Below are 23459 nucleotides of genomic sequence, written 5' to 3'. Positions count from 1 at the left end.
ATATTTAAAAAAGTACAATTTAATTATATTATAATACAAGAAAAAACAATCTGTCAAATTCAAGGAGTGTTCATTATGACAAGCATAGAAAAGACGGACAATTATCGTGAGAAGACGATGAAAATTATATTAACCGGCCTTATGATGGCATTGATTGTGGTTGCCACCATCGTCATACCTATTCCGGTTCCCTTTGGAACAGGATATATCCATTTTGGTGACGCAATGATCTTTCTGTCGGTGCTGATCCTGGGATGGAGATACGGCGCTGTTGCTGCCGGCGTTGGCTCTGCTATGGCAGACATCCTCATCGGATATGCAGTCTGGGCACCCTGGACGCTTTGCGTGAAGGGCATCATGGGTGCGGTCATGGGTATCTTTATCTTAAAATCTATGGAAAAGCGAGGAATCAAAGTCCTGGGAGTGCCCATCTTTCAGCTGATCGGAATGATTTTAGCAGGACTCTTCATGGCTGCGGGCTATTATGTTGCCGAAGGTGTTATCTATGGAAGCTTTCTTGCAGCGCTCGCGGGAATTCCCTGGAACATTCTTCAATTCGCGGTAGGAGCGTTTATCGCTACCTTGCTGGCGGCTGCGCTGTATAAGACACCGGCATCACGCTATTTTGCCTTTCATCCGATTACAGGGCCGCAGGGTTCCAAGGAATAAACAGATTTTCCAATAAAATATGAACAATGTTAAGTTCCGGAAAAATTGCGAAAATAGATTGTAAGATTTTGATAGAGATTGACTAAAGGGAGGCCTACAAATGCGAGTGCATTTTATGTCTCCCTTTTTTCGTATTTTTGATGTGTTTATATGCCAGGAGTAATTTTAAAAAAATGTTAGAAGATAATAATGAGCAAATAAGATTACAAAAATCTTCCACCCTGACAGGAAATGTGGTATCGTAATAGAATCAATAGGGATTTAGATCCGGGCAGTGAAAAACAAACAATTATACAGAAAAAATAGATATAAAAGGGGAGATTGTGAATGAAGGCACTCATACTGAGTATTTCAACAGGACAGGGGCACCATGCTACAGGGCAGGCAGTAGAAAATGCATTCAAAGAAAGGGGAGTTGAATGCGATACGCTGGATGCATACGAGTATATAGAACCGATTTTGTCAGATTTGGTGTCTAAAGGGTATCTGTTATCCACCTCATATGCGAAGAAGATATCCTCAAAGCTCTATGATATTGTCGTAAAAAAGAACAAGCCACTAAAAAAGTACTCTGTACCCAAGCTTACAAATGTAGTATGGGCAAAAGATCTGAAAAGCTATATTGACGAAACGAAACCGGATGTAATTGTTTGCACCCATGTGCTCTCTGCCATCCTGGTCAACATAATGAAAGAGCGTCATTGGGTAGACGCCATTACAGTAGGAGTTGTGACAGACTTTACGGTTCACCCTTTGTGGGAGGAAGCAAGTTTGCTTGATTATTATGTGACACCTAGCGATCTTCTGGAATTTCAACTGGAAAAAAAGGGATTGGACATCAACAAGATGCTGCCCACTGGAATCCCCATAAAGCCGCAGTTTTCAGACCGCATAGATCGGTCTGAAGCAAGAAGACGTCTGGGTTTGGATTTGCACATGCACACCATTCTTCTGATGAGCGGAAGCATGGGGTATGGAAAAATCGATGAATCCATTGAACGTTTGGACCGCCTTAAGCTGGACTTGCAAGTAATGGTGGTATGCGGAAACAACAAGAGAATGTATAAAAAAGCGAAAGAATTAAAGACGGAGAAACGCTTTGATATCTACGGATATGTAGATAATGTGGACCTGATGATGGATGCTGCCGACTGCATTATTACGAAACCCGGTGGAATTACGACTTCTGAAGCAATGGCCAAGGGTCTTCCAATGATTATGGTAAATCCAATTCCGGGCCATGAGATGAGAAATGCAGAGTTTATGCTGAATAACGGACTTGCACTTTATGCCACGAAATCTTTTCCGCTGGATGAGGCAGTATTTTCGCTGTTTCAGCATCCAGAGCGTATCAATTACTTGAGATCTACCATTGAGATCTACGCAAGGCAAAATTCTGCCCAGACTTTATGCGACCATCTGATTAAAGATTATGGGGAGCGAAGAAGAACTGAATAAATGGATCGGCAAACGGCCTGTAATTGGCGTGCTCCCAATTTGTTTTCAAATTGGGAGCGCAGTGTCTCAAGTGTTTCAGTATGTAAATTATTCGATGTCAAAATTCTGCGAACTGAAATGATGATAATAACGGCCTAAAACTGCGGTAAATTTCAACACACAGTAGTCTGGATCGGCAATTCCTTGGGGATAATACATATTGTCGCCTTCCCGCCATATCATCTCCTTGCTCGCATGGTCTTCGAGAACCTCCATGGTTCCCTGCAACATCGCCCCGCGGAAAAACCTCTTGTCACAAAAGTAAATGCATGCTTTCGGATTTGCCCGATATTGAGACACCCGCATGGAAGACGTATTTGTTGTAAAATAGAAGATTTTGATTCCCTCTCGTTTTCTCGGGGGGAGCATTGCTTTTGTGCAGGGAAAACCATCTTCTCCAATAGAGCTGATAAATGAAACACCCTGCTTATCAATTAGAGTTCCAATCGTTTGTTCTGGATTCTTTAACATGATTTAACCTCCGTTATCTTTTGTTTCTATTTTTAGAAGAAGTTTAATCAAAGCCCTTCCTCTATATCAAACCTTCTCAAAGCCCTTCCTCTATATCAAACCTTCCTTGACCAAATAATTAGCAGAGGGAATTTCCTCCCGCAGAAGCTTCATGGCTGGCTTGGTAAGGAAGATGTTTTTCGTGTCGCTGGTTTCCCTCAGACTTTTAGCAATCATCAGCGTGATCGTTTTCTGATTGAGGCTCGATTTCGCTTTGACAAAACCCTCCAGCAGTTTGCCCTTAAGACTTCCGGATAACGTACTCAGCTCTTTATCCGTCTCCTGAATATGGGCGTCTACCGCTTCCTTTAGATGAAGATTATAAATGTGCTTCTTATAGAGAATCTCCGGATTCAGTCCGAAAATGCGCCCTGCAGTATCTGCACCTCTTAGGCTTCTCTTGTCAAATTCTCCTTTAACGAAACAGAAAAAATGTCCGTCGTAGGCACCAAAAGCTTTAAGGGCATCCAGGTAGCCCAGCCGAAGTATTCGTTTTGAGTTGAATTTATCAAAGATCAAAATGTTCCCAAGATCCCAAGGGCATTGTATCACACGGAGATAATCGGCATTGGTCATTTTATTTCGCCTGATAATTCCTACGGCATCCAAATCAACGGCAATGATATGGGTGGCACCGCCATCAACGGCAAGGCCGACAGGAAGGTTATCGGTAAACCCGCCGTCGATGTACTTCAGACTGTCTATCTCATAGCTTTTCATGAGTGGAAATAAGGTGGAACTGGCTAAGATATAATCAATTAGCTTGCCGTTTGGAATTTGCTCTTTCGTTAGCGATTTAGGTGTCATTGAGGGCAGCTCTGCTGTGATAAGACCGTAATCTATTGTAGAGCTGCGAACTGCTGTCTCGTCGATATACTTCGTCAGAAGAGCTTTCAGTTTACTATTGTCAATTCCGTTGTTTGAGATTAGGTCTTTGAGATCCATATCAAAGACCATGGAAGTGTCGATATCCCTCCAAAGTGTGACTGCCAGATCGAATGCGTCCTGTGCAACAAGGGCACCGTTAATAGCGCCTACCGATGAGCCTGTTACAAGATCAATCCTGATCCCAAGCTCTCGCAGAGCCTGCCATACGCCTACTTCATAAGCGCCTCTGGCGCCGCCGCCGCCCAGAACCAAAGCGGTTTTTCGGTTCTCCATAATACCCTCCTATGCTCCGAAGATCAGAGGCCCGAACAGGGGCATCCGCTCTCTGAGCAAATTTACTGATAAATAAATAACATATAGAGCCAAGAGCCAGCAGCCACCAAATCTGAGCAGCCTTTGCCTGCTGAATGATCCGATCAGGATGATAGAAAGAATTAAGAAAGATAAAAAAGGGAGCTGGAAGTTCAGAATGCTTTTTTCATTGGTCATGGAAATGGGAGCGATGACTGCCGAGATTCCCACAGCCTGAATGATGTTCAGAATACTGGCCCCCAAGATGTTTCCCAGACCCAGATTTGTTGCTTTTTTTCTTATAGAGGTGATCACTGTGATCAGTTCGGGAAGCGATGTTCCAACTGACGTGAAAACCACAGCGATCATAACTGCCGGTACTTGAAACAGCTCAGCAATATGAATGCCGCTTCCAACAAGCAGATTCGAACCAAGGAGAACCAAACCAATACCAAGGGCGAAAAAAATGATTTTTCTTGTGAGAATTCGGGCAGATATATCGAAATCATTTTCTGTTTCGTCATAAACCACCCCTTCGGGTTGCTCGTCGTGATGAAGATCTCCTCTGGTCTTTTCGTCATCAACGATATCGTATTGAATATCCAAATCCATCAGTCTTCTGGCGGAACGAAAGTTATGAATGATATATAAGATCAGCAGAAGGATGAGAACGCAACCGGTTAGCGTTCCGATCTGGGAAAAGAAAAGGCCGACTGCCATGAGCAGTAAAAGTAGGGTGAGCAAGAAGATCGAGTTTTGGAGGAACTCCTTGCGGTTTTCGATTACCGGCCTGGAAAAAATCCATAAGACTGCTAAAATGAGCCCATTATTTACAGCGATGGAGCCGAGCGCGTTGCCCAGAGCCATTGCAGGCTCTCCCATAATGGAGGCAGCTCCAGAAACAAAGGTCTCCGGCATAGTTGTGCAAATGCTAATTACGGTAGCGCCTATGATCAATGGCGGGACGCGAAATACTTCCGCAGCCCAGACAGCAGCATCAATAAACCAGTCGCTGCCTTTGATCACCATGAAAAGGCCTGCAATAAAAAGGATGAAATATAAGATTTCGGACATTTGTTTCTCCTTTCATAAAAGCTGACAATTGGTGTAACGCAATTTGCCTATTGTCGAGTTTAACCAGCTTCAGGCATTTGTATGTGAAATCTATCATACGTGCGAGCAATTAATCACGTCAGTTTCCCGCGGGTATCATGATAGCTTTATGTGGAAAATTTATGATATTTTAAATTCAGTATATCATAAAAAAAATGAAGTTCAAAGAATCGCTTGAACATTTGTTTGAAACGGCGCATAATAAGAACGTGAGTTCTTGGCTAATGTGGAGGAGCGTGTATGGACACTACTTTGGAAAAACTGAAGATTCTGGCGGATGGAGCAAAATATGACGTATCCTGTTCCACAAGCGGGGTTGAGCGGAAAAATAATGGAAAAATAGGCAGTGCGTCGGCGGCAGGAATCTGTCACTCCTGGTCCGCAGACGGAAGATGTATTTCACTGCTTAAAATACTATTTACTAATAAATGTGTATATGACTGTGAGTACTGTATCAATAGGAGGTCGGCAGATGTAAGCCGGGCCAGCTTTGAACCCAAGGAACTTGCACGGCTGACCATAGAGTTTTATCGTCGCAATTATATAGAAGGGTTATTCCTTAGCTCAGCAGTGGAAGTGTCACCGGACTATACAGCGGAGCGGATTATGAACTGTCTGAAGCTGCTGCGGGAGGAATACGGCTTTGCGGGATATATCCATGCGAAGGTCATACCGGGGGTGTCGCCAGAGATCTTGCATCGCATTGGGCTTCTCGCAGATCGCCTGAGCATCAATATTGAGCTGCCAACGAAAGAAAGTTTGGGTCTCCTGGCTCCCCAGAAAAAACCGAAAAATATTTTTACTCCTATGACCCAGATCACACAGACTCTTACGGAGCGAAGGCAATTAAAGGGCCCGGGCACAATGTTTAAAAATCAGGATATCTATAGCACAGCATCCGATTTAAGATATTTGGAGCCTGAGGGGGAAAACCTTACGCCGGGAGATGGGAGCTTACTGGATCTTACCGGGCGGCCGCTTGCGATTCATAAACCCGGGAAGAGGGGAAAAGAAAAATTTGCACCGGCAGGCCAGACAACGCAGATGATTATCGGGGCGACGCCGGAGAGTGACCGACAGATTGTAAAAACCTCCGAAAGTCTTTACCGTAATTTTAAAATGAAGCGGGTTTATTTTTCTGCGTATATCCCGATCGCTGATTCGCCTTTGCTTCCCGGACGGTTTACTGCCCCGCCTCTTGCTAGAGAGCACAGGCTGTATCAGGCCGATTGGCTGCTGCGATTCTATAATTTTACTGCCGATGAGATTCTTGATGAAAAGACACCGTTTCTGGATCTTGAACTGGATCCAAAGATCAGCTGGGCGCTAAGAAATATTGAAAAATTTCCTATCGAGGTTAATAAAGCATCCTTAGAAGAACTGCTTCGCATCCCTGGCGTCGGAACGATATCTGCAATGCGAATTGTTCGGCAGCGCAAGCTGTCTGCAATTCAATTCGATGACCTGAAGAAGATCGGGGTGGTTGTAAAACGAGCGCGATATTTTATCACCTGCAGGGGGAGATACTATGGGGGAACTGACATCTTGCCGGAACAGATCAGACAAGAGGCGCTTGACTCGGAAGGCATTAGAAATCAGCTTTTGCCCAAAGCAGATCACGTTCAAATCTCAATGTTTAATCCCATTGTTTCCCAATGGGGAGCTGGAATCGCCCAACGTGCTGGAACAGTCCGAAGCTTTGAGGCAGATGCGCTAAACGTTGCCGAAGGTGTTCGAAGCTATACCGGAGATGTTCAAAACTTTAGCGGGGCAGGAAAGGAACGGATTCATGGTGGATTACCTCTATGATGGAAGCTTTGAGGGCTTTCTCACCTGTATCTATGAGCATTATTACAACGAAAAAGCTTCTGGGATTTATCGAAGTGACTTCTATCAAGCCAGCATTCTTGTGCCCTGTCGTACCGTTGAGACAGAAGAAAACAAGGCTACAAGAGTCTATGACGCCATTGAAAACAAGATTTCGAGGGAGGATCTGAAGCGTGCTTACCGCGTGTTTCTCTCCTCGGCAGAGGAAAAGGAAAACAAACTTCTGCAGTATCTCCGTCTTGGGTTTCAAAAGGGATCTGCGGTCAGCCTGCTTCACAGCAACCCCATCGTGTTTGAAGTTCAGCAGATTGAAAAAAAGGTGACGGTAGAGATGCACCGGCTGAAAGGGTTGGTTCGATTCTCTGCTCTGGTCAAACAAGCCCCTGGTTTAGTGGATCGTGAAATTCTCTACTGCAAAGTAGAACCCGACCATGACGTACTCGAAATTATTGCGGATCATTTTGCAGACAGGCTCAAAAGTGACCCGTTTATCATCCATGATAAAATTAGAAATAAGGCTGTGATTGCGCAAGCGGGCAGCTGGTATATTGCAGGCTTTACCGATGCTGACCTTCCGGGTCTTGGCGAATTAGAGCGGGATTATAGGGATTTATGGAAACGATATTTTGAAACCATCGCAATTCAGGAGCGCATCAATCCTGCTTGTCAGAAGCGAATGATGCCGGTGCGGTATTGGAAAAATTTAACGGAGTTTCGTTGATTGTTTATGATAATATGATAAAATAATAAAAGAAGCATGAATTGAATTTAGTGCTTGTAAACAAAGCTAAGGCAGTGCTGATAATATGGAGTTTGCACACAGTAATAATCAGCGTTTCCCAATTAGGTGAAGGATGAAATTAGTATTTTTAGATAAAAAGACGTTAGGATTCGATACGGATACGTCAGGGCTTGACCGTTTTGGTACTGTGGAGATCTATGACTGGATCACTGACATGGATGCAAGCAGGTATCTCGCTGATGCCGATGTAGTTATAACCAACCAAAACAAGCTCAACGCCGCAAACCTCGCATGTGCGGACAAGCTGAAGCTAATCTGTCAAACAGGAACGGGATATAATAACCTGGACATAGAATACTGCAGAAAAAATGGAATTGCTGTAACCAATGTACCTGGTTATGCGGCAGTGAGCGTAGCACAGCATACTTTTGCTATGCTTTTTTATCTTCTCTCTCACTCGTCATACTATGATGCGTATATGAAAGAGGGGAGATATTCATCAGGGGAAGTAAGAGATCCAAGCAAGGATTTTTTTGAGCTGGAAGGAAAAACATGGGGGATTATCGGCCTGGGAGACATCGGAAGAAAGGTAGCAGCGTATGCGCAGGGTTTTGGCTGCAGCGTTGTATATTTCTCTTCTTCAGGCGAAGATAGAAGTAACAGCTTAAAGCGTATGGAACTGGATGAGCTGCTGAACGAAGCGGACATCGTATCGGTGCATGCGCCTATGAATGAACGGACGCGAGGTCTCATCGGACTGAAAGAAATGAAAATGATGAAGCAGAGTGCATATCTATTGAACCTTGGCAGAGGCGGGATTATCGTTGAAAAGGATTTGGCCCAGGCACTTTCGGAGAGAATCATTGCAGGAGCCGGTCTTGATGTATTTGAGGAGGAGCCTCTCAGTCCGGACAACCCTTTGCTCACCGTTGTGGATAGTGGAACGTTATATATGAGCCCACACATCGGGTATGGCAGCAGAGAGGCAAGAGCCAGGCTGATGGATACCATCTGCAGCAATATTGAAAGTTTTCTAAAAGGAGAATCTAGAAACCGGATTGTTTAGGGTAAGAAGGAGGTGATCATTTGAATCCTGAATTAGAGAAGTTGATCTCATCAAGCAAGCGGATTGTTTTCTTCGGCGGAGCAGGCGTTTCTACAGAGAGTGGAATACCCGACTTCAGATCAGAGAACGGATTATATCAGGCCCAGTCAAAATATGGACATACTCCTGAAGAAATGCTGAGTCACTCTTTTTTTATAAATCACACGGAGACGTTTTACGATTACTATAAAAACAATCTCATCTATCCTCATGTAGCGCCGAATAAAGCGCATCTTGTTCTGGCTGAGTTAGAAGAAAAAAGAAAGCTGAAGGCAGTTGTGACACAAAACATTGACGGTCTCCATCAGCTAGCCGGGAGCAAGAAGGTTTTCGAACTCCATGGATCTGTTCAGAGAAACCATTGCATGAGGTGCCATACCTTCTACTGTCTTGATTACATTATGAAGCCGGAAAGCAGCAGAAGTGACGAATATCCCGACAGCAATATTCCGCGGTGCATCAAATGCGGGGGAGTTATTAAACCCGACGTGGTCTTGTATGAAGAGCCGCTTGACCAGGAGATTGTTGAAGGCGCAACAGATGCGATTTCAAAGGCAGATTTACTGATAGTGGGCGGAACATCATTGGTGGTCTATCCGGCGGCAGGGTTGATCAATTATTTTCGTGGGGATCACCTGGTTTTAATCAATAAAACAGAAACGCCATATGATCAAAGAGCGAATCTGGTCATACATGAGTCTATTGGTGAAGTACTGGGTTAAGACGTACTTTTTTAGGACTCCTTATCATTACACAAAATAACAGCCGCAGGGTACCCTGCGGCTGTTATTTTGTGTTCCTTTATTTTTGTTTGCCTTCCAGCATTTCAAGGGAATGCACTACACCTGCCATATTGGAGATGGGCAGGGCAAATGATAGACCCTTTCCTTCTGTTTTCAGACCGGCAGAAGCTACAATTGAATGTATAATGGCCTGCGTTTGCTCATGCCTAACGATATTCAGCACGACCTCTTTTTCCGGTTGTATCGAAATTGCGAAGAATTTTTCCAGTTCATGAATGCCGGTTCCCCGCGCGTAAAATACTGTTCCGCCATGGGCCCCCGCAGCTCTCGCTGCGTCTACCACTTGATCTGCAAAACCGCGGTTCACAATCGTCATGATCAAATCAAATTCTCTATCTGTAGCCAATTGAATTACCTCATTTCTCCTTTTTCACAAGTATTTGCATTATTCCTTGTTCGGGATGGCGCAAGGGCAGAAAACACCAACGATGTCATCGATGGGAAGGGAAAAGGTCAGGCCTCTTCCTTCTGTGCCAAGCCCTGCGGCTGCAACAATGGCATCCATTACGGCAGGGGCATCCTGGCGATCAACCACATTGAGGATAAGCTCTTTTTCCGGCTGAATCGAAATAGAAAAGAATTTTTCTATTTCATGAATACCGGTTCCCCGTGCAAAAAAGACGGTTCCTCCGTGGGCGCCTGCTTCTCTCGCTGCATCGACAACCTGATCGGCAAAGCCCCGGCTCACAATGGTTAGAACACATTCGTACTGTTTTTGACTTTCCAAAGAACATTTCCTCCTTTCCTACTCTTGCTGCCCCGTCATATAACGCAGGGCCAAAGGACCGCTTACTCCGCATACCGGTATTGTAAAAGCAAGTCCATTGCTGGCTTCATCAAGATCAAATTTATATAATATCTTATTTAATATTTCATGTGCGATATTATCGGAAACTACACTGATTACCAAGTCTCTTTCCAAAGAAGTCAGCCCCAGATAATCCATCAGCTGGGAACCGGCTGCGCAATAAGCAGGGGATATGAGATTAAATGTAACCCCATCCTCTCTTAAAACTTTCGATACTTCTTCTCCCAAGCCTCTGTCTACGATCGTGACTAACAGCTTGATTCTTTTGATACCGGCTGCTCCGCATTGCTTTGTATCATCCATGGTAAATTCTAAACTCCTTCCTTGTTCATCTGTTGCGAGGATCATCAAAATCCTCTCGTATGACTAGTTTCTGCAATTCTTCAAAATCTATATAGTCATTATCAGTTATCCTATCATTATAAATCTTTTCTTCGCGAAGGTCACTAGCCCATTCAATATTTTCAATAAATTCTGTATCGACCATCCATCCGTAATGTTCTGCTACATCACAGGATTGGCCGTACCATTCAATGCCTTCTTCCTCTTCTACGATATCTTCAGCAATATCTTCTATGAAGTCTTCTTCTTCTTCGGCGATGTCCTTCATCTTAAAGTTGTAGATCAGACCCATTACCTGAATGGTGATTAACGGGGTCATGGCCACCATGGCTACAACGCCGAACGCATCGGTCAGAATATTTCCGCCCACCGCTTCACAAGCACCCATCGTAAACGGAAGCAAAAAGGTTGCCGTCATCGGGCCGGAAGCGACGCCCCCGGAGTCAAAGGCGATGGCAGTAAATATTTTCGGTACGAAAAAGGTGAGTGCTAATGCTATTAGATAACCAGGGACTAAAAAGAACCAGATGCTGGTACCGGTAAGAACTCTGATCATAGCCAGGCCGATGGAGACAGCCACGCCGATGGAAAGGCTCCAGAGCATGGCGTTTTTGGAAACAGCGCCTCCTGTCATGACCTCGACCTCGTCATTCAGTACGTGGACGGCGGGCTCGGCAGCAACAATGAAAAAGCCCATGACCATTCCAAGGGGAATGAGAATCCAATTATAGGGAAGACCACCGATGTATTCTCCGATATAGGAACCAGCAGGCAGAAAACCAATATTTACACCCGCAAGGAATAAAACGAGTCCAAAATAAGTATATGCAATACCAATTGACAGCTTAATCAGTTGGCTCTTTGGCAGTTTCAATGAAAATAGCTGGAAAAGGATAAAGAATACAATGATCGGTGAAAGAGCAATCGCTACTTCTTTTGCATACTTGGGTAAAGCATAACCGAATAGCTGAAATATATCGTGCAGTGAGGTGATATCTTCAACATTGCTGAAAGAATGACCTCCGGCTGTTGTGTTGAAAAACATGCCCATGATCATGACAGCCAGGATCGGGCCGACGGAACAAAGTGCAACTAGGCCAAAACTGTCGTCGTGAGAACTTTTTCCTCCGCGAACAGAAGAGAGACCGATTCCTAAGGCCAGAATAAAGGGTACCGTGATCGGTCCTGTGGTAACACCGCCGGAATCAAATGCTACGGCTAGATAGCTCTCTGATGTGAAGGCCCCAAGTGCAAATACACCCACGTAAAGGCCAATGAGGATATAAGATAATCTCCATTGAAACAGAATCCGGAGTAAGGCCACAACGAGAAAGACTCCAACACCTGCAGCAACCCATAGAATTAGAACCATATTGGGAACGGAAGGAACTTGTTCCGCCAAAACCTGCAAGTCTGGCTCTGCAATGGTAATCATGGTCCCCATAATAAGACAAGCAACGATGAGCAGACTTAGTTTACGGGATTTGATCAATTGTCCGCCGATCTGTTCCCCCATGGGCATCATTGCGGTATCAGCACCCAATGTGAATAACCCCATTCCTGTGATTAGCAATGCGGCGCCGACTAGAAACAGTCCTCGCACACCAAATGGCATAGGCGTTATGGTAAAGTTTAATACCAAAACAATGATGGAGATTGGAAGAACCGAGGAAAGCGATTCCTTAATCTTGAGTATTAGTTTTTTATTCATAGAAAGCCCCCTTCAAAATGTCAGTGAGCAATAACGTTTCTTTTACGGAATATTATTCCGGATCTACATATTATTATGGTCAAAAGAATATATTCAGCTTTCAGGATAAAGAAATAAGATCTTCATCTGCTGCGTCTACAAATCATCGTGACGTAATCTGCAATGAAAATTTATATAACAAGGATAGATGAGCCCGAATTCGGCATCATCAAAAGGCTTTAACTTAAAACAAGCAAAAGAATTAATTCGCAAAAAGATAACTTATAGAAATACTATTTTTCTGTTCCATTTGAAAGTTAAGACATACGAAAAAATGTACGTATTTGATCTGCCTTAGGCAGCAGCCGGCAGAGTTTTCTGCTACTCTGTCGTAACTTGTAAAATAGAATCATATCCATATGTAGTGCAACTGTATTATCTACATATATATATATTTTAACCAAAAAACTCAAACTTTTCAAGCAAAGGATTTTCTGAGCGGCTTTTTTTCTTTTCCTCCGATTCACTTTTAAAATTCGAAATCGAGTGGTATAATAAATGAGGCCTGATGCAAATGATTGAATTTTGCAACGGAATATAAAATTGGAGGTCAATATGAATCTGTTAATTGCAAATGATGATGGGATCGAAGCAAAAGGAATAAAAGAGCTGGCCAGATCACTATCCCGTATTGCCAACATATATGTTTGCGCACCACACACACAAAGGAGTGCCTGCGGTCATGGAATCACTGTAGGAAAACCAATTAGTATGAAGGAAGTGGATTTTCCTAATGCCAAGCAGGCATGGGAGTTTACCGGAACACCTGCTGACTGTGTGAAGCTTGGCCTGAAAATGCTTTCTGAACAAGGCGTCAAGATCCACATGGTATGCTCTGGTATCAACCACGGAGGAAACTATGGAACAGATACCCTGTACTCCGGTACCGTATCTGCTGCTATCGAAGGATGCATCTGCGGACTGCCGGCAGTGGCGGTTTCTGTAAATGATCATAAACCTCTGACGTTTGAGGTTGCTGCTGAACTGGCTTATGAAACGGTTAAAGCAGCAATCGATAAAATTGATTCGAATACCGTTTTAAATATCAATGTACCGAACCTCCCGCCATCTGATATAAAGGGCGTTAAAATTGCAAGGCTTGGCGCAAGAGAGTATGAGGAATGGTTTGAGCCAAAGAAGAATGAAAATGGTGAAATGGAATACTGGTATTCTGGGACACCGGTCGTATACGAGGATCTGCCGGAGGATATTGATGTGGTTGCAATGCAAAATGGCTACGCAACCATTACACCGCTCCATTATGATCTGACAAGCTACAAATTGATTGAGGAGGTAAAAACATGGGGAATCAAGTTTTAAAGCTTAAAAAAGAAGATACTGTTTTAGTAGGAATCGATTTTCAGGAACGTTTAATGCCTGCTATGAAGGACAATGAAGACCTGGAAGAAGCTGTAGTAAAGCTGGTGAAAGGATGCAGAATTCTTGATGTTCCTGCTGTTTTTACACAGCAATACACAAAGGGATTGGGGCCTACCGTACCTGCGGTAGCTGCCGCATGGACTGAGTCGCTGGGCGAAGGGTCTCCCGAAGCAGAGCTTGTTGCTGTAGAAAAAACCAGCTTCAGTGCAATGGGAGAGCCGGTTTTTGTCCAGACACTGGAAAAGCTGGGGAGAAAGACGGTGATTATCGCCGGAATCGAGGCGCATGTGTGTGTTCAGCAAACCGTGATTGATCTTCTTGAAAAAGGGTATACTGTTTTTGTTGCAGTCGATTGTATCTCATCGAGAAGCAAACTAGACAAAAAATATTCACTGGGTAGAATGAGCGGCGCAGGTGCAGTGACCACTACCTGCGAATCCATCCTGTTTGAACTGCTGGGAGGGGCTAAGGAAGCTGGATTCAAGCAGATTTCAGCACTGGTGAAATAGGAAAGGCATAAAAAATGTTCATGCTTGAAAATCAAATCACAATAGAAGCGAGGCCGATTCTAGAAGAATATCTTGGAGGCTTTGATTATGGTACGTCGGGGCTTTCTTTCTCATCGCTCTATATGTGGAGAAATATCAATGATTTCAGCTGGCAGATGATTGGAGACTATCTTTGTATTGCCGGTCTAAGCCATCTTGAAACAGATACAAAGGAGCCGTTTCTGTTTCCGCCCCTGACAAAGAGCGGAAGCTATGATCCTGCTGCCTTATACAAAACCATTATGGAAGCAAAGGGAATATTCGAATCGAAGGGCTACATATTCAGCATCAGGCTGATGCCTTTTCATATGATGGACATTCTTGAGGCTGCATGCCCCGGAAAACTAAAGTTTTTCGACGATCGGCCCAATTATGATTACCTTTACAGAAAGCAGGATCTGATTGACCTGAAGGGAAGGGACTACCACAGTAAAAAGAATCATCTGAATTACTTCCTGAATAACTATCAGTATGAATACGTAACCTTGACTTCAGCCATGGCAGATGATGCCATGCGGTTTATTAAAGATTTTAACGAAAGAAAGAATTTACCGGAGCACGAGATGGCGCTCCTTAAGATGGAAGAACGCGCCATGTCTGACGTGTTTCACAATTTGGAGGCGGTGGGATACCATACTGCTGCAATTCTGATTGACGGAAAAATCGAGTCCCTGTGTGTCGGGGGGAAGCTGAACAGAAATACCGTAACGGTTCATGTAGAAAAGGCGAATATCGCATACCGCGGGTTGTATCAATTGATTAATAATGAGTTTTGCCGCCATATGGCGCCGAACATAAAGTATATTAATCGTGAAGAGGATATGGGAATCCCAGGTCTTAGAAAGGCAAAGCTTTCGTATAAACCTGTCAAACTGGTGGAAAGCCATATTGCGATATTTAAAGATGATTTGAAAAAGAACGAAAGATAATAAGGCAAATTGAGCTGTGCGCCCTAATATTTACTGGGGCGCACTTTTTGAAACAACAATCCTTGTGAAAAAAATAACTAGAAATATGTTAAAAAGAGCAGATTTGGTGGAATATTTTCATCAAAAAATCATTTTCGCTTAAATATATTTCCCGAATTTGAATTTTGCGACTTTTTGATATTGCCTTGTTTTTTTCTGTGAGAGTGATATTATATAGAGTGAGTTAATCCTTTCATAAGAATAATGTTATTTTATCTATAAACGCTTAATAAATGTCTAATAGTTAGGAAAAAATGGAGGGTAGAATGAGAGAAGTAGTAATTGTCAGTGCGGTTAGAACTCCAATCGGGAGCTTCGGCGGTTCGCTGAAGGATTTTTCCGCAGTAGATCTGGGTGCCATCGCTGTAAAAGAAGCAATTAAGAGAGCGGGTATTGATCCAGCAATCATTGAAGAAGTAGTATTTGGTAACGTACTCCAGGGAGGCCTGGGACAGAACGTTGCAAGGCAGGTAGCCATGGCTGCAGGCGTTCCTAAGGAAGTGCCTGCTATGACCATCAATAAGGTATGTGGATCCGGCCTTAGAACAGTAGGTCTTGCAGCACAGATCATCAAAGCAGGAGACGCTGATTGCGTACTTGCCGGCGGAGCAGAAAGCATGAGCCAGTCCGGTTATATCATGCCTGCTGCAAGATGGGGCGCTAGAATGGGCGATGCCAAAATGATCGACATCATGGTTCATGACGGCTTGACCGATGCATACAACCACTATCACATGGGAATCACCGCTGAGAATATCGTCGATCAGTGGGGACTGACAAGAGAAGAGCTGGATCAGTTCTCAGTATCTTCCCAGAACAAAGCGGAAGCAGCCATCAAGGCAGGAAAGTTTAAGGATGAAATAGTTCCGGTGGAAATTCCTCAGAGAAAGGGCGATCCCATCATCTTTGATACCGATGAATATCCTAAATTCGGAGCAACAATAGATGGAGTCGGAAAGCTGAAGCCAGCATTTAAGAAGGACGGAGCTGTTACCGCAGCCAATGCTTCCGGAATCAACGACGGCGGAGCAGCCATCATCGTAATGTCCAAGGAAAAGGCTGACGAGCTGGGACTGAAATACCTTTGCAAGGTAACCTCCTATGCATCAGCGGGAGTTGATCCGACCATCATGGGAATCGGACCCGTACCAGCCTCAAAAAGCGCTTTAGAAAGAGCAAACCTGACCATCGCAGACATGGATCTTATCGAAGCAAACGAAGCTTTTGCGGCTCAGTCTGTTGCGGTAGGAAAGGATCTTGGAATTGATCCGGAAAAACTCAACGTAAACGGCGGAGCGGTTGCACTGGGACATCCTATCGGAGCGTCTGGCGCAAGAATTCTGATTACCCTGATCCACGAGATGCAGAAGAGAGATTCCAAATACGGACTTGCAACACTTTGCATCGGCGGCGGCATGGGAACTTCCATGGTAATTGAAAGATAACCAAAACCGCTCAAAGATAATGAGGCTTTCAAACGATACGTATCATTTAAGAGAATATTGTTTGACAGGTTCATAAACACGAATAAACTTAGATGAAAACCGCCTCGGACAGCGTAATGCTTGCCTGAGGCGGTTCTTATTTAAAAAAGAATAGTGCCCCTAAAGGCACTACTCTTTCATCTGATAAATATTGATTCATTCGGCTTGATGGCCTCTTGTTTCTAAATTTAAAGCCTATACACAATGCTTGGCTTTACCGCCTGCCGCAATCTTACTCGTTGGCAGCTTTGATCTTCTTCAGAGCTTCTGTGAGCTTTGGTACGATGACCTTAACGTCGCCTACGATACCGATGTCAGCTACATCGAAGATTGGAGCGGTATCGTTCTTGTTGATGGCGATAACGCACTCGGAACCTTCCATACCGGCTACGTGCTGGATTGCTCCGGAGATTCCGCAAGCAAGATACAGTTCCGGTCTTACAGTCTTTCCAGTCTGCCCTACCTGTCTGTCCTTTGCTGCCCAGCCAGCATCAACGTTGGCTCTGGAGGAGGAGATGTCTCCGCCCAGTACTTCAGCAAGCTCTTTCAGTGTTCCGAAGAACTCAGGTGTTCCGATTCCGCGTCCGCCGGAAACCAGAACCTTCGCTTCTGTGATATCGGACTTCTTGTGGGTTTCTTTTACGACTTCTCTGATCACAACGTTCATGTCAGCAGGTACGAAATCTACCTTGATCTCTTTGATTTCGCCTGTTCTGGCTGTATCTTTCTCAAGACGCTTCATTACGCCGGGTCTTACGGTAGCCATCTGAGGTCTGTGGTTTTTGCAAAGGATGGTTGCCATGATGTTTCCGCCGAATGCAGGACGAGTCATGAACAGCAGCTTCTGACCAGGATCTTCGTCATTTGCCTTAAATACATCAATATCCAGCTTTGTGCAGTCTGCGGTCAGACCGGTGTGGATTCTGGATGCTACTTGGAGCCAGGTCTCTTCCGATGGAAGTTGCTCCAAACAGTACGATCTCAGGATCGCATTCCTTGATTACGGCTGTCAGAGCTTTTGCATAGGGCTCTGTTACGTATTCAGCAAGCATCGGATCTTCCACATAAACAACGGAATCTGCTCCGTATTCGATGACCTTCTGTGCTTGACCTTTAATGTCAGCTCCAAGCAGGATACCGACAACCTTCTGTTCCAGATCTGCAGCGAGTCTTGTGGCTTCTCCGATCAGTTCGATACCAACCTTAGCGATTACGCCGTCTCTCTGCTCTACGACTACATAAATATCTTTACTCATTTTGAGATTTCCCTCCTTAAGCTTGTTAAATTCGCCCACAGCTGCGTTTCGCGCCCTGCGTTCGGTGCTCACGTACGAGAAGTACGCTCCGCTCTCACTTGGCCGCATGCCTTGCTGTGAACCAATTTTCCTGCGCTTTTGCGCTCATTAAAATTAAATGATGTGTCTTTCTTCCAGCTTATCTACAATAATCTGCACCGCTTCATCAACACTTAAGTCAGCATGCTTTGTTCCAAGTCCCTTTGCCTGCTTTGTGAAGGATTTGAATACGTTTGTCGGGGATCCCTTCAGGCCGATGTGAGCAGGATTTAAGGAATCTTTCAGATCTTCAAAACCGTAGGTCTTGATTTCCTTTTCATACGCTTCTACAACGCCTCTGGCATGCATGTATCTTGGAACTGCCAGTTCCTGCAGTGCGGTCAGAAGACAAGGAGTCTTCACTTCAATAATGTGGTATCGATCTTCATACTGTCTCTTAACGACAACCTTATCGCCTTCCACATTGATTTCTTCTGCGTAGGAAACCTGTGGAATCTGGAGGTTCTCAGCAATCTGAGGTCCTACCTGAGCGGTATCTCCGTCGATGGCCTGACGACCTGTGATGACAAGATCATATCCGACCTTCTTCAGCGCTGCGGAAATGATGTGTGCAGTCGCGTAGGTGTCGGATCCGCCGAATTCTCTTGCGGATACCAATACTGCTTCGTCACAACCCATTGCAAGGGCTTCTCTCAGCGCTACATCTGCCTGGGGCGGGCCCATGCAAACAACGGTTACAGTTCCGCCTACTTTTTCCTTCAGCTGCAGTGCAGCCTCGATTCCGGATTTATCATCGTGGTTGATGATGCTCGGTACTCCTTCACGGATCAGTGTATTTGTTACCGGATCCAGCTTTACTTCATTGGTGTCTGGTACTTGTTTTATGCATACAACGATTTTCATCATTTATCTCCTTTCAATTTGCAGCTGACTAGCTGATTTTCATGGAACCGGCAATAACCATCTTCATCGCTTCAGAGGTTCCTTCGTAGATCTCTGTGATCTTCGCATCTCTCATCATACGTTCAACAGGATATTCTCTGGAATAACCGTATCCGCCCATGAGCTGTACGCAAGCTCGGGTTACATCATTACACATCTCGGATGCGAATAATTTTGCCATTGCTGCTGCTGGTCCATAGTTTTCCTTATTATCCTTCTGGATTGCTGCTCTCCATGTCATGAGTCTTGCTGCATCGATCTTTGTCTGCAGCTCAGCAATTTTGAACTGTGTGTTCTGGAAGGAGGAAATTCTCTTTCCGAACTGCTTTCTTTCTTTTACATATTTGATTGCTTCGTTCAGGGCACCCTGCGCAATTCCGGTAGCCTGAGCAGCGATACCGATTCTTCCGCCGTCAAGGGCTTTCATTGCGATTTTGAAGCCGTCTCCTTCTTTTCCAAGACGCTGTGATACTGGGATGCGAACATTTTCATAAGCTACTTCGCAGTTGGATGCAGCTCTGATTCCCATTCTGTGGATATTCTTACCAACGGACAGTCCCGGTGTATTTCTGTCAATTACGAATGCGGAAATACCCTTGGTTCCCTTGGATTTGTCAGTCATGGCAAACACGACGAACGTATCTGCAAAACCGGAGTTGGTTGTAAAGATCTTTGCGCCGTTGATGACATATTCATCGCCGTCAAGAACTGCCTTTGTCTGCTGTCCTGCAGCGTCTGTTCCTGCGTTTGGCTCTGTCAGACCGAAGCAGCCGACTTTGGAACCATCAACCAGTGGTCTCAGCCATTTTTGTTTCTGTTCTTCTGTACCGAAGCCTTCGATGCAGGAGCAAGCCAGTGATGTGTGTACGGAGATTGTGATTCCTGTGCTGGCATCAATCTTGGAGATCTCTTCCATACACAGCGCATATCCCAGATAGTCTCCGCCTACTCCGCCGTAATCTCTGGGATAGGGGATGCCCATCAGGCCGTATCTCTGGAGCTTCTTTACCAGTTCCAGATCAAACACCTCTGTCTCATCCATCTCTTCTGCGATCGGCTTTATTTCAGTTTCCGCAAATCTTCGGAATAATTCCTGCTGAAGCAAATGTGTTTTCGTCAGTTTAAAATCCATTTTTCATTCTCCTCCTGTTTGATAAAAAAAGTGGCTACACCACTTCCGCTAGGGAACCCAACGGCTGCGCCTCCGACTCGCTTCGCTCGCATGCTGTCCGTTTTGCCAAGCCAAGCAAGCTTGGGGCAAAAAGGCTATGGTTCCCTTCGGCGGCTGCAAGCAGCCTGAGCACCCTCCTTTATCGGCGAGGGTGCCCCTCTGCACTCCCCATTTTATCTGGTAGGATATGATATTTCCTGCCAGATAAAATGAATTGATCTCTTTTCTTCCGAGTTTTGGTATGATAATATCATTATAAGAGAAAGGCTAATTAAAACAAGTATGCAGTTATTTCTGATCAAGTCAGGAAAAACTGAGTAATGGAGAATTGCAATGGATAGAAAAGATCGAGTAACAGAATGCCCTGTTGCCTATGCCTTGAATTTGATCGGTGGAAAATGGCATTTGCAGATTATCTGGGCTTTGTATAAAAAACCGGTGCAAAGATATAATGAATTGAAACGAAGAGTGGACGGAATCACAAATATGATGCTTTCCCAATCCTTAAAAGAGCTTGAACAATACGGCCTCGTAACCCGGACTCAGTATCCAGAAATACCGCCGCGGGTGGAATACTCCTTGACGGAAGAGGGGCAGGTGCTGATCCCTTTTATTCGTGAATTGTCTAAATGGGGTGCTAAGCAGATGAGTAAAAGCTAGTTTGCTGTCCGGCCGAAATCTTGGCGAAATTGCCAAGAAAAAAATAGTGCATGTTTCAACTATTGAAATGAAATAAGTGGCCAAATTCAGTCGGATTTTGGCCACTTATTTTTTAAATTAGATCTGGAATCCCATCGAAATCAGCATTTCTTTGTCCTGATCGATGCTATTGCCGGAGGTCGTCAGCAGATCTCCCGTTATTGTCGCATTTGCACCAGCAAAAAATGCTTTGCGCCCCGAGTCTTCCATCAAGCTCCTTCCGGCAGCTAAACGGATTCTTGCCGTTGGATTGATAAAGCGAAACATGGCTATGGTCCTCAATATTTCATCCTCTGTGAGCTGCCTCAGATTTTCGTAGTCGGTTCCCTTAATGGGCATCAGGGCATTGATAGGAATGGATTGGATCCCTAACTCGGACAAACTGACAGCCATATCAAGCCGGTCCTCGAACGTTTCTCCCATACCAATAATCCCGCCGGAACAGACCTTCAGCCCTGCGTTTTGTGCAAGCAGGATTGCATGGATTTTGTCTTCGTAGGTATGGGTGGTGCAGATGTTTGGAAAATTCCTTTTTGAAGTCTCTATATTTTCATGATACATGGAAACACCGCTCTGTTTCAGAGCTGCGAACGCATCTGCGGAAAGCAGACCATGGGAAGCACATAAGCTAATGCTGCATTCTTCCTTCATTCTATGATAGGCGTCGCAAACCGCCGCCAATTCTTTACGGGTTAACTCTCGTCCAGCAGTTACGATGGAAAAGCGATGCACCCCTTTGCCTTCATGCTTTTTACAATCGGCCAGAATCGTATCGGTATCCAGCAAGTTGTATTCTGATATTCCAGTATGATTGTGGGAGCTTTGAGCACAGAATTTGCAATCCTCACTGCAGCCGCCGCTCTTTCCGTTGATGATGGAGCATAAATCGACAGAATCACCGCATAAAGCCTCTCGAATCTCATTAGCACCATCGCAGAGCTCTTTTAAATCAGCAGCCGTGAAAAAAGTCAGATCCTCCTGGCGGGTTAGCCTTCTGCCCGCTATAATCTCTTTCGAAAGTTTTTTGATCTCCATGTGGTTTCTTCCTCCTGATGTTTCCTGATCTCCATATGATTTCTTCGTTCTGTGAAAATCGATTATGCCTTGAGATATATTTCATGAATCAGGCAAGATAGCCGGCTTTTTTGATCCGTTTTCTGATGGTCGTGCCAAAGATGGCGGCAATTATCATTTTTATGATATCTCCGGGAATATATGGAATGACTCCGGCAAATAAAGCTGCTTTCAGATCCAGATTCGCCTGCCATGCGAGCCAGCCTGTGCCCAGGATGTAGGTGACGTATGTTCCCAGTGCCATTCCCACCATATACATATAAATTCTATCCGGGAATTTCTCTACGAAAAAACCTGCGATAAGCGCCATAAAGATAAAGCCGATAAGATATCCGCCTGTAGGTCCCAGCAGCTTGGCGGGCCCTGCTGTAAAATTTGAAAAAACCGGCATTCCAGCAAAGCCGATGAAAAGGTAAACCAAGTAGCTGATCGTTCCGTTTTTCCAGCCGAGGATAACGACGGCAAAATAGATGGCAAGGTTGGTAAGTGAAATCGGAACCGGTGAAATCGGTATTGGGAGTGAAAGAGGCCCCAGAATGCAGATAACCGCAGTCATTAGACTGATCAAGGTAAGGGTGGAGATGCTTTTGGTTTTCATGATGCAATCCTTTCCGTAGGTAAAAAACATAATATAAGAACAATATGAGCATAACGTCAGCGGCTTCTATTGTCAACCTAAAATTAAAATAAGGTTTACGATATATGAACGGCCGATCGCATAGTAATTCCGCAATTACGATGAGCTGTATCAATTCTTTGAGACTAATTTACATGATCCTGATGAGAACTGAGATACGCGAAGGTTGACACTATTGCTTTTGGTATATAAAAATAGGGCTCGCACACATTGATGATCAGAAAGATCACTTAATGCGTACAGCCCTTTTTAACATTTTGTAATTATAACAATCGGTGGACATCATGTTTCCGTTGCCTTTCAACACTTACCGTTCCACCACGGTGGGTGAGATACTGTAGTGGTGCTTCAAGCTGGACAATACCACGTTGGTCTGTGTTCTTTTAATACCTGGTATGGCCTTAATCCGGTTCATGAGTGCTTCAAGAGTGGCCGTGTTCTTGGTGGTAATTCTCAGGATGTAGTCATATTCCCCGGTCACGTAGTGGCATTCCAGTATTTCGTTTTCCTTTCCGACCATTTCGAAAAACTCTGCTGTATCTCTGGGATTTTCCAAACTGAGGTTCATGAGAACGGTCAATTCCTGGCCCAAAGCCTTGGAATCCAGGATAACGGTGTACCGCTCAATGATCCCTGAAGCCTCCAGCTTTTTTAATCGCTCGCTGACGGCTGATAAGGACAGGTTCACTTGTTTGCTAAGATCGGATATGGAAACGCGGGAATTTTCCTGTAAAACTTCTAAAATTTTAGAATCAATCGTGTCCAAATTAATCACCACCTTTTTTTCTTCTTATATTTTAGCAATTTTCTGGAAAAATATCAATAGCTAATATGTTTTTGCACAGAACAGCATTCAATGGTATAATATCAGCGAATGTAGATAAATAGTGATGAGTTTTGAAGGAGGAAAAGAACA

General features: G+C 44.5%; 23 protein-coding genes and 1 pseudogene. 11 read left to right on the top strand and 13 right to left on the bottom strand.

The genetic code is table 11. The features are described 5' to 3' along the window. Nucleotides 1–75: 75 nt before the first annotated feature. A complete protein-coding gene (locus FRZ06_15270; protein ID QOX64603.1) occupies nt 76–669 on the top strand; it encodes an ECF transporter S component in 594 nt (197 codons plus the stop codon). Nucleotides 670–996: 327 nt separating this feature from the next. After that, entirely contained in the window at nt 997–2127 is a 1131-nt protein-coding gene (locus FRZ06_15265; protein ID QOX64602.1) for a glycosyltransferase, read from the top strand. Between the two features lie 87 nt (nt 2128–2214). Here FRZ06_15265 and FRZ06_15260 read toward each other — a convergent pair whose 3' ends face one another. The 3 genes from FRZ06_15260 to FRZ06_15250 form a co-directional block, all read right to left on the bottom strand. Further along, entirely contained in the window at nt 2215–2637 is a 423-nt protein-coding gene (locus FRZ06_15260) for a pyridoxamine 5'-phosphate oxidase (GenBank protein QOX64601.1), read from the bottom strand. A gap of 90 nt (nt 2638–2727) precedes the next feature. Further along, complete coding sequence (locus FRZ06_15255; protein ID QOX64600.1) at nt 2728–3837, bottom strand: patatin-like phospholipase family protein; 1110 nt, start codon at nt 3835–3837, stop codon at nt 2728–2730. A 9-nt stretch (nt 3838–3846) separates the two neighbouring features. After that, on the bottom strand, nt 3847–4929 hold the full coding sequence (locus FRZ06_15250) for a calcium/sodium antiporter (GenBank protein QOX64599.1): 1083 nt from the start codon (nt 4927–4929) through the stop codon (nt 3847–3849). 279 nt (nt 4930–5208) lie between these two features. Here FRZ06_15250 and FRZ06_15245 point away from each other — a divergent pair, with 279 nt between their 5' ends. The 4 genes from FRZ06_15245 (at nt 5209) to FRZ06_15230 (ending at nt 9364) form a co-directional block, all read left to right on the top strand. Further along, nucleotides 5209–6777 (top strand): putative DNA modification/repair radical SAM protein, encoded by a 1569-nt coding sequence (locus tag FRZ06_15245; GenBank protein ID QOX64598.1) that lies wholly within the window; start codon nt 5209–5211, stop codon nt 6775–6777. After that, nucleotides 6719–7516, top strand: a complete 798-nt coding sequence (locus FRZ06_15240) for a DNA metabolism protein (protein QOX64597.1) — start codon at nt 6719–6721, stop codon at nt 7514–7516. The genes FRZ06_15245 and FRZ06_15240 overlap by 59 nt, the downstream gene beginning before the upstream one ends. Before the next feature lie 133 nt (nt 7517–7649). Then, on the top strand, nt 7650–8603 hold the full coding sequence (locus tag FRZ06_15235) for a hydroxyacid dehydrogenase (protein ID QOX64596.1): 954 nt from the start codon (nt 7650–7652) through the stop codon (nt 8601–8603). Between the two features lie 20 nt (nt 8604–8623). Continuing rightward, nucleotides 8624–9364, top strand: coding sequence for an NAD-dependent protein deacylase (locus FRZ06_15230; GenBank protein ID QOX64595.1), 741 nt, complete (start codon nt 8624–8626; stop codon nt 9362–9364). A gap of 79 nt (nt 9365–9443) precedes the next feature. Here the strand turns inward: FRZ06_15230 and FRZ06_15225 are convergent, their stop codons facing one another. The 4 genes from FRZ06_15225 to FRZ06_15210 form a co-directional block, all read right to left on the bottom strand. Then, nucleotides 9444–9761 (bottom strand): P-II family nitrogen regulator, encoded by a 318-nt coding sequence (locus FRZ06_15225; protein QOX65964.1) that lies wholly within the window; start codon nt 9759–9761, stop codon nt 9444–9446. Nucleotides 9762–9830: 69 nt separating this feature from the next. Beyond that, on the bottom strand, nt 9831–10172 hold the full coding sequence (locus FRZ06_15220; GenBank protein ID QOX64594.1) for a P-II family nitrogen regulator: 342 nt from the start codon (nt 10170–10172) through the stop codon (nt 9831–9833). An 18-nt stretch (nt 10173–10190) separates the two neighbouring features. Then, entirely contained in the window at nt 10191–10556 is a 366-nt protein-coding gene (locus tag FRZ06_15215; protein QOX64593.1) for a hypothetical protein, read from the bottom strand. Between the two features lie 25 nt (nt 10557–10581). Next, the gene (locus FRZ06_15210; protein QOX64592.1) at nt 10582–12306 is read right to left on the bottom strand and encodes a DUF1538 domain-containing protein; all 1725 of its coding nucleotides are present in this window, start codon (nt 12304–12306) and stop codon (nt 10582–10584) included. A 594-nt stretch (nt 12307–12900) separates the two neighbouring features. Between FRZ06_15210 and surE the strand changes: the two genes are divergently transcribed. The 4 genes from surE (at nt 12901) to FRZ06_15190 (ending at nt 16686) form a co-directional block, all read left to right on the top strand. Further along, the gene (gene surE, locus FRZ06_15205; protein QOX64591.1) at nt 12901–13665 is read left to right on the top strand and encodes a 5'/3'-nucleotidase SurE; all 765 of its coding nucleotides are present in this window, start codon (nt 12901–12903) and stop codon (nt 13663–13665) included. Further along, nucleotides 13647–14234 carry a hydrolase gene (locus tag FRZ06_15200; protein QOX64590.1) on the top strand — a complete coding sequence of 196 codons (588 nt, stop codon included), beginning with the start codon at nt 13647–13649 and terminating at the stop codon, nt 14232–14234. Before surE ends, FRZ06_15200 begins: the two co-directional genes overlap by 19 nt. 14 nt (nt 14235–14248) lie before the next feature. Then, the gene (locus FRZ06_15195; protein QOX64589.1) at nt 14249–15202 is read left to right on the top strand and encodes a DUF2156 domain-containing protein; all 954 of its coding nucleotides are present in this window, start codon (nt 14249–14251) and stop codon (nt 15200–15202) included. 305 nt (nt 15203–15507) lie between these two features. Continuing rightward, the gene (locus tag FRZ06_15190; GenBank protein ID QOX64588.1) at nt 15508–16686 is read left to right on the top strand and encodes an acetyl-CoA C-acetyltransferase; all 1179 of its coding nucleotides are present in this window, start codon (nt 15508–15510) and stop codon (nt 16684–16686) included. Between the two features lie 271 nt (nt 16687–16957). Here FRZ06_15190 and FRZ06_15185 read toward each other — a convergent pair. From FRZ06_15185 to FRZ06_15175, 3 genes and pseudogenes are all read right to left on the bottom strand, one after another. After that, nucleotides 16958–17981, bottom strand: a pseudogene (locus FRZ06_15185) (electron transfer flavoprotein subunit alpha/FixB family protein). A 153-nt stretch (nt 17982–18134) separates the two neighbouring features. After that, entirely contained in the window at nt 18135–18923 is a 789-nt protein-coding gene (locus tag FRZ06_15180; GenBank protein QOX65963.1) for an electron transfer flavoprotein subunit beta/FixA family protein, read from the bottom strand. Between the two features lie 28 nt (nt 18924–18951). Further along, entirely contained in the window at nt 18952–20094 is a 1143-nt protein-coding gene (locus tag FRZ06_15175) for an acyl-CoA dehydrogenase (protein QOX64587.1), read from the bottom strand. A 372-nt stretch (nt 20095–20466) separates the two neighbouring features. On the opposite strand from FRZ06_15175, the gene FRZ06_15170 reads away from it, so the two are divergent. Continuing rightward, a complete protein-coding gene (locus tag FRZ06_15170) occupies nt 20467–20793 on the top strand; it encodes a helix-turn-helix transcriptional regulator (GenBank protein ID QOX64586.1) in 327 nt (108 codons plus the stop codon). A gap of 117 nt (nt 20794–20910) precedes the next feature. On the opposite strand, the gene bioB is transcribed toward FRZ06_15170, so the two are convergent. The 3 genes from bioB to FRZ06_15155 all read right to left on the bottom strand — a co-directional run bounded on the left by bioB (nt 20911) and on the right by FRZ06_15155 (nt 23309). Then, nucleotides 20911–21867, bottom strand: coding sequence for a biotin synthase BioB (gene bioB / locus FRZ06_15165; GenBank protein QOX64585.1), 957 nt, complete (start codon nt 21865–21867; stop codon nt 20911–20913). Between the two features lie 88 nt (nt 21868–21955). Then, on the bottom strand, nt 21956–22507 hold the full coding sequence (locus FRZ06_15160; protein ID QOX65962.1) for a biotin transporter BioY: 552 nt from the start codon (nt 22505–22507) through the stop codon (nt 21956–21958). A 343-nt stretch (nt 22508–22850) separates the two neighbouring features. After that, entirely contained in the window at nt 22851–23309 is a 459-nt protein-coding gene (locus tag FRZ06_15155; GenBank protein ID QOX64584.1) for an Lrp/AsnC family transcriptional regulator, read from the bottom strand. Nucleotides 23310–23459: the final 150 nt, after the last annotated feature.

It is taken from the genome of Clostridiales bacterium, from assembly GCA_015243575.1.
In the GTDB taxonomy this organism is placed as follows: domain Bacteria; phylum Bacillota; class Clostridia; order Peptostreptococcales; family Anaerovoracaceae; genus Anoxybacterium; species Anoxybacterium hadale.
Note: the sequence above shows the minus strand (reverse complement) of the source record. Positions and strands in the feature narration are given on the sequence as shown.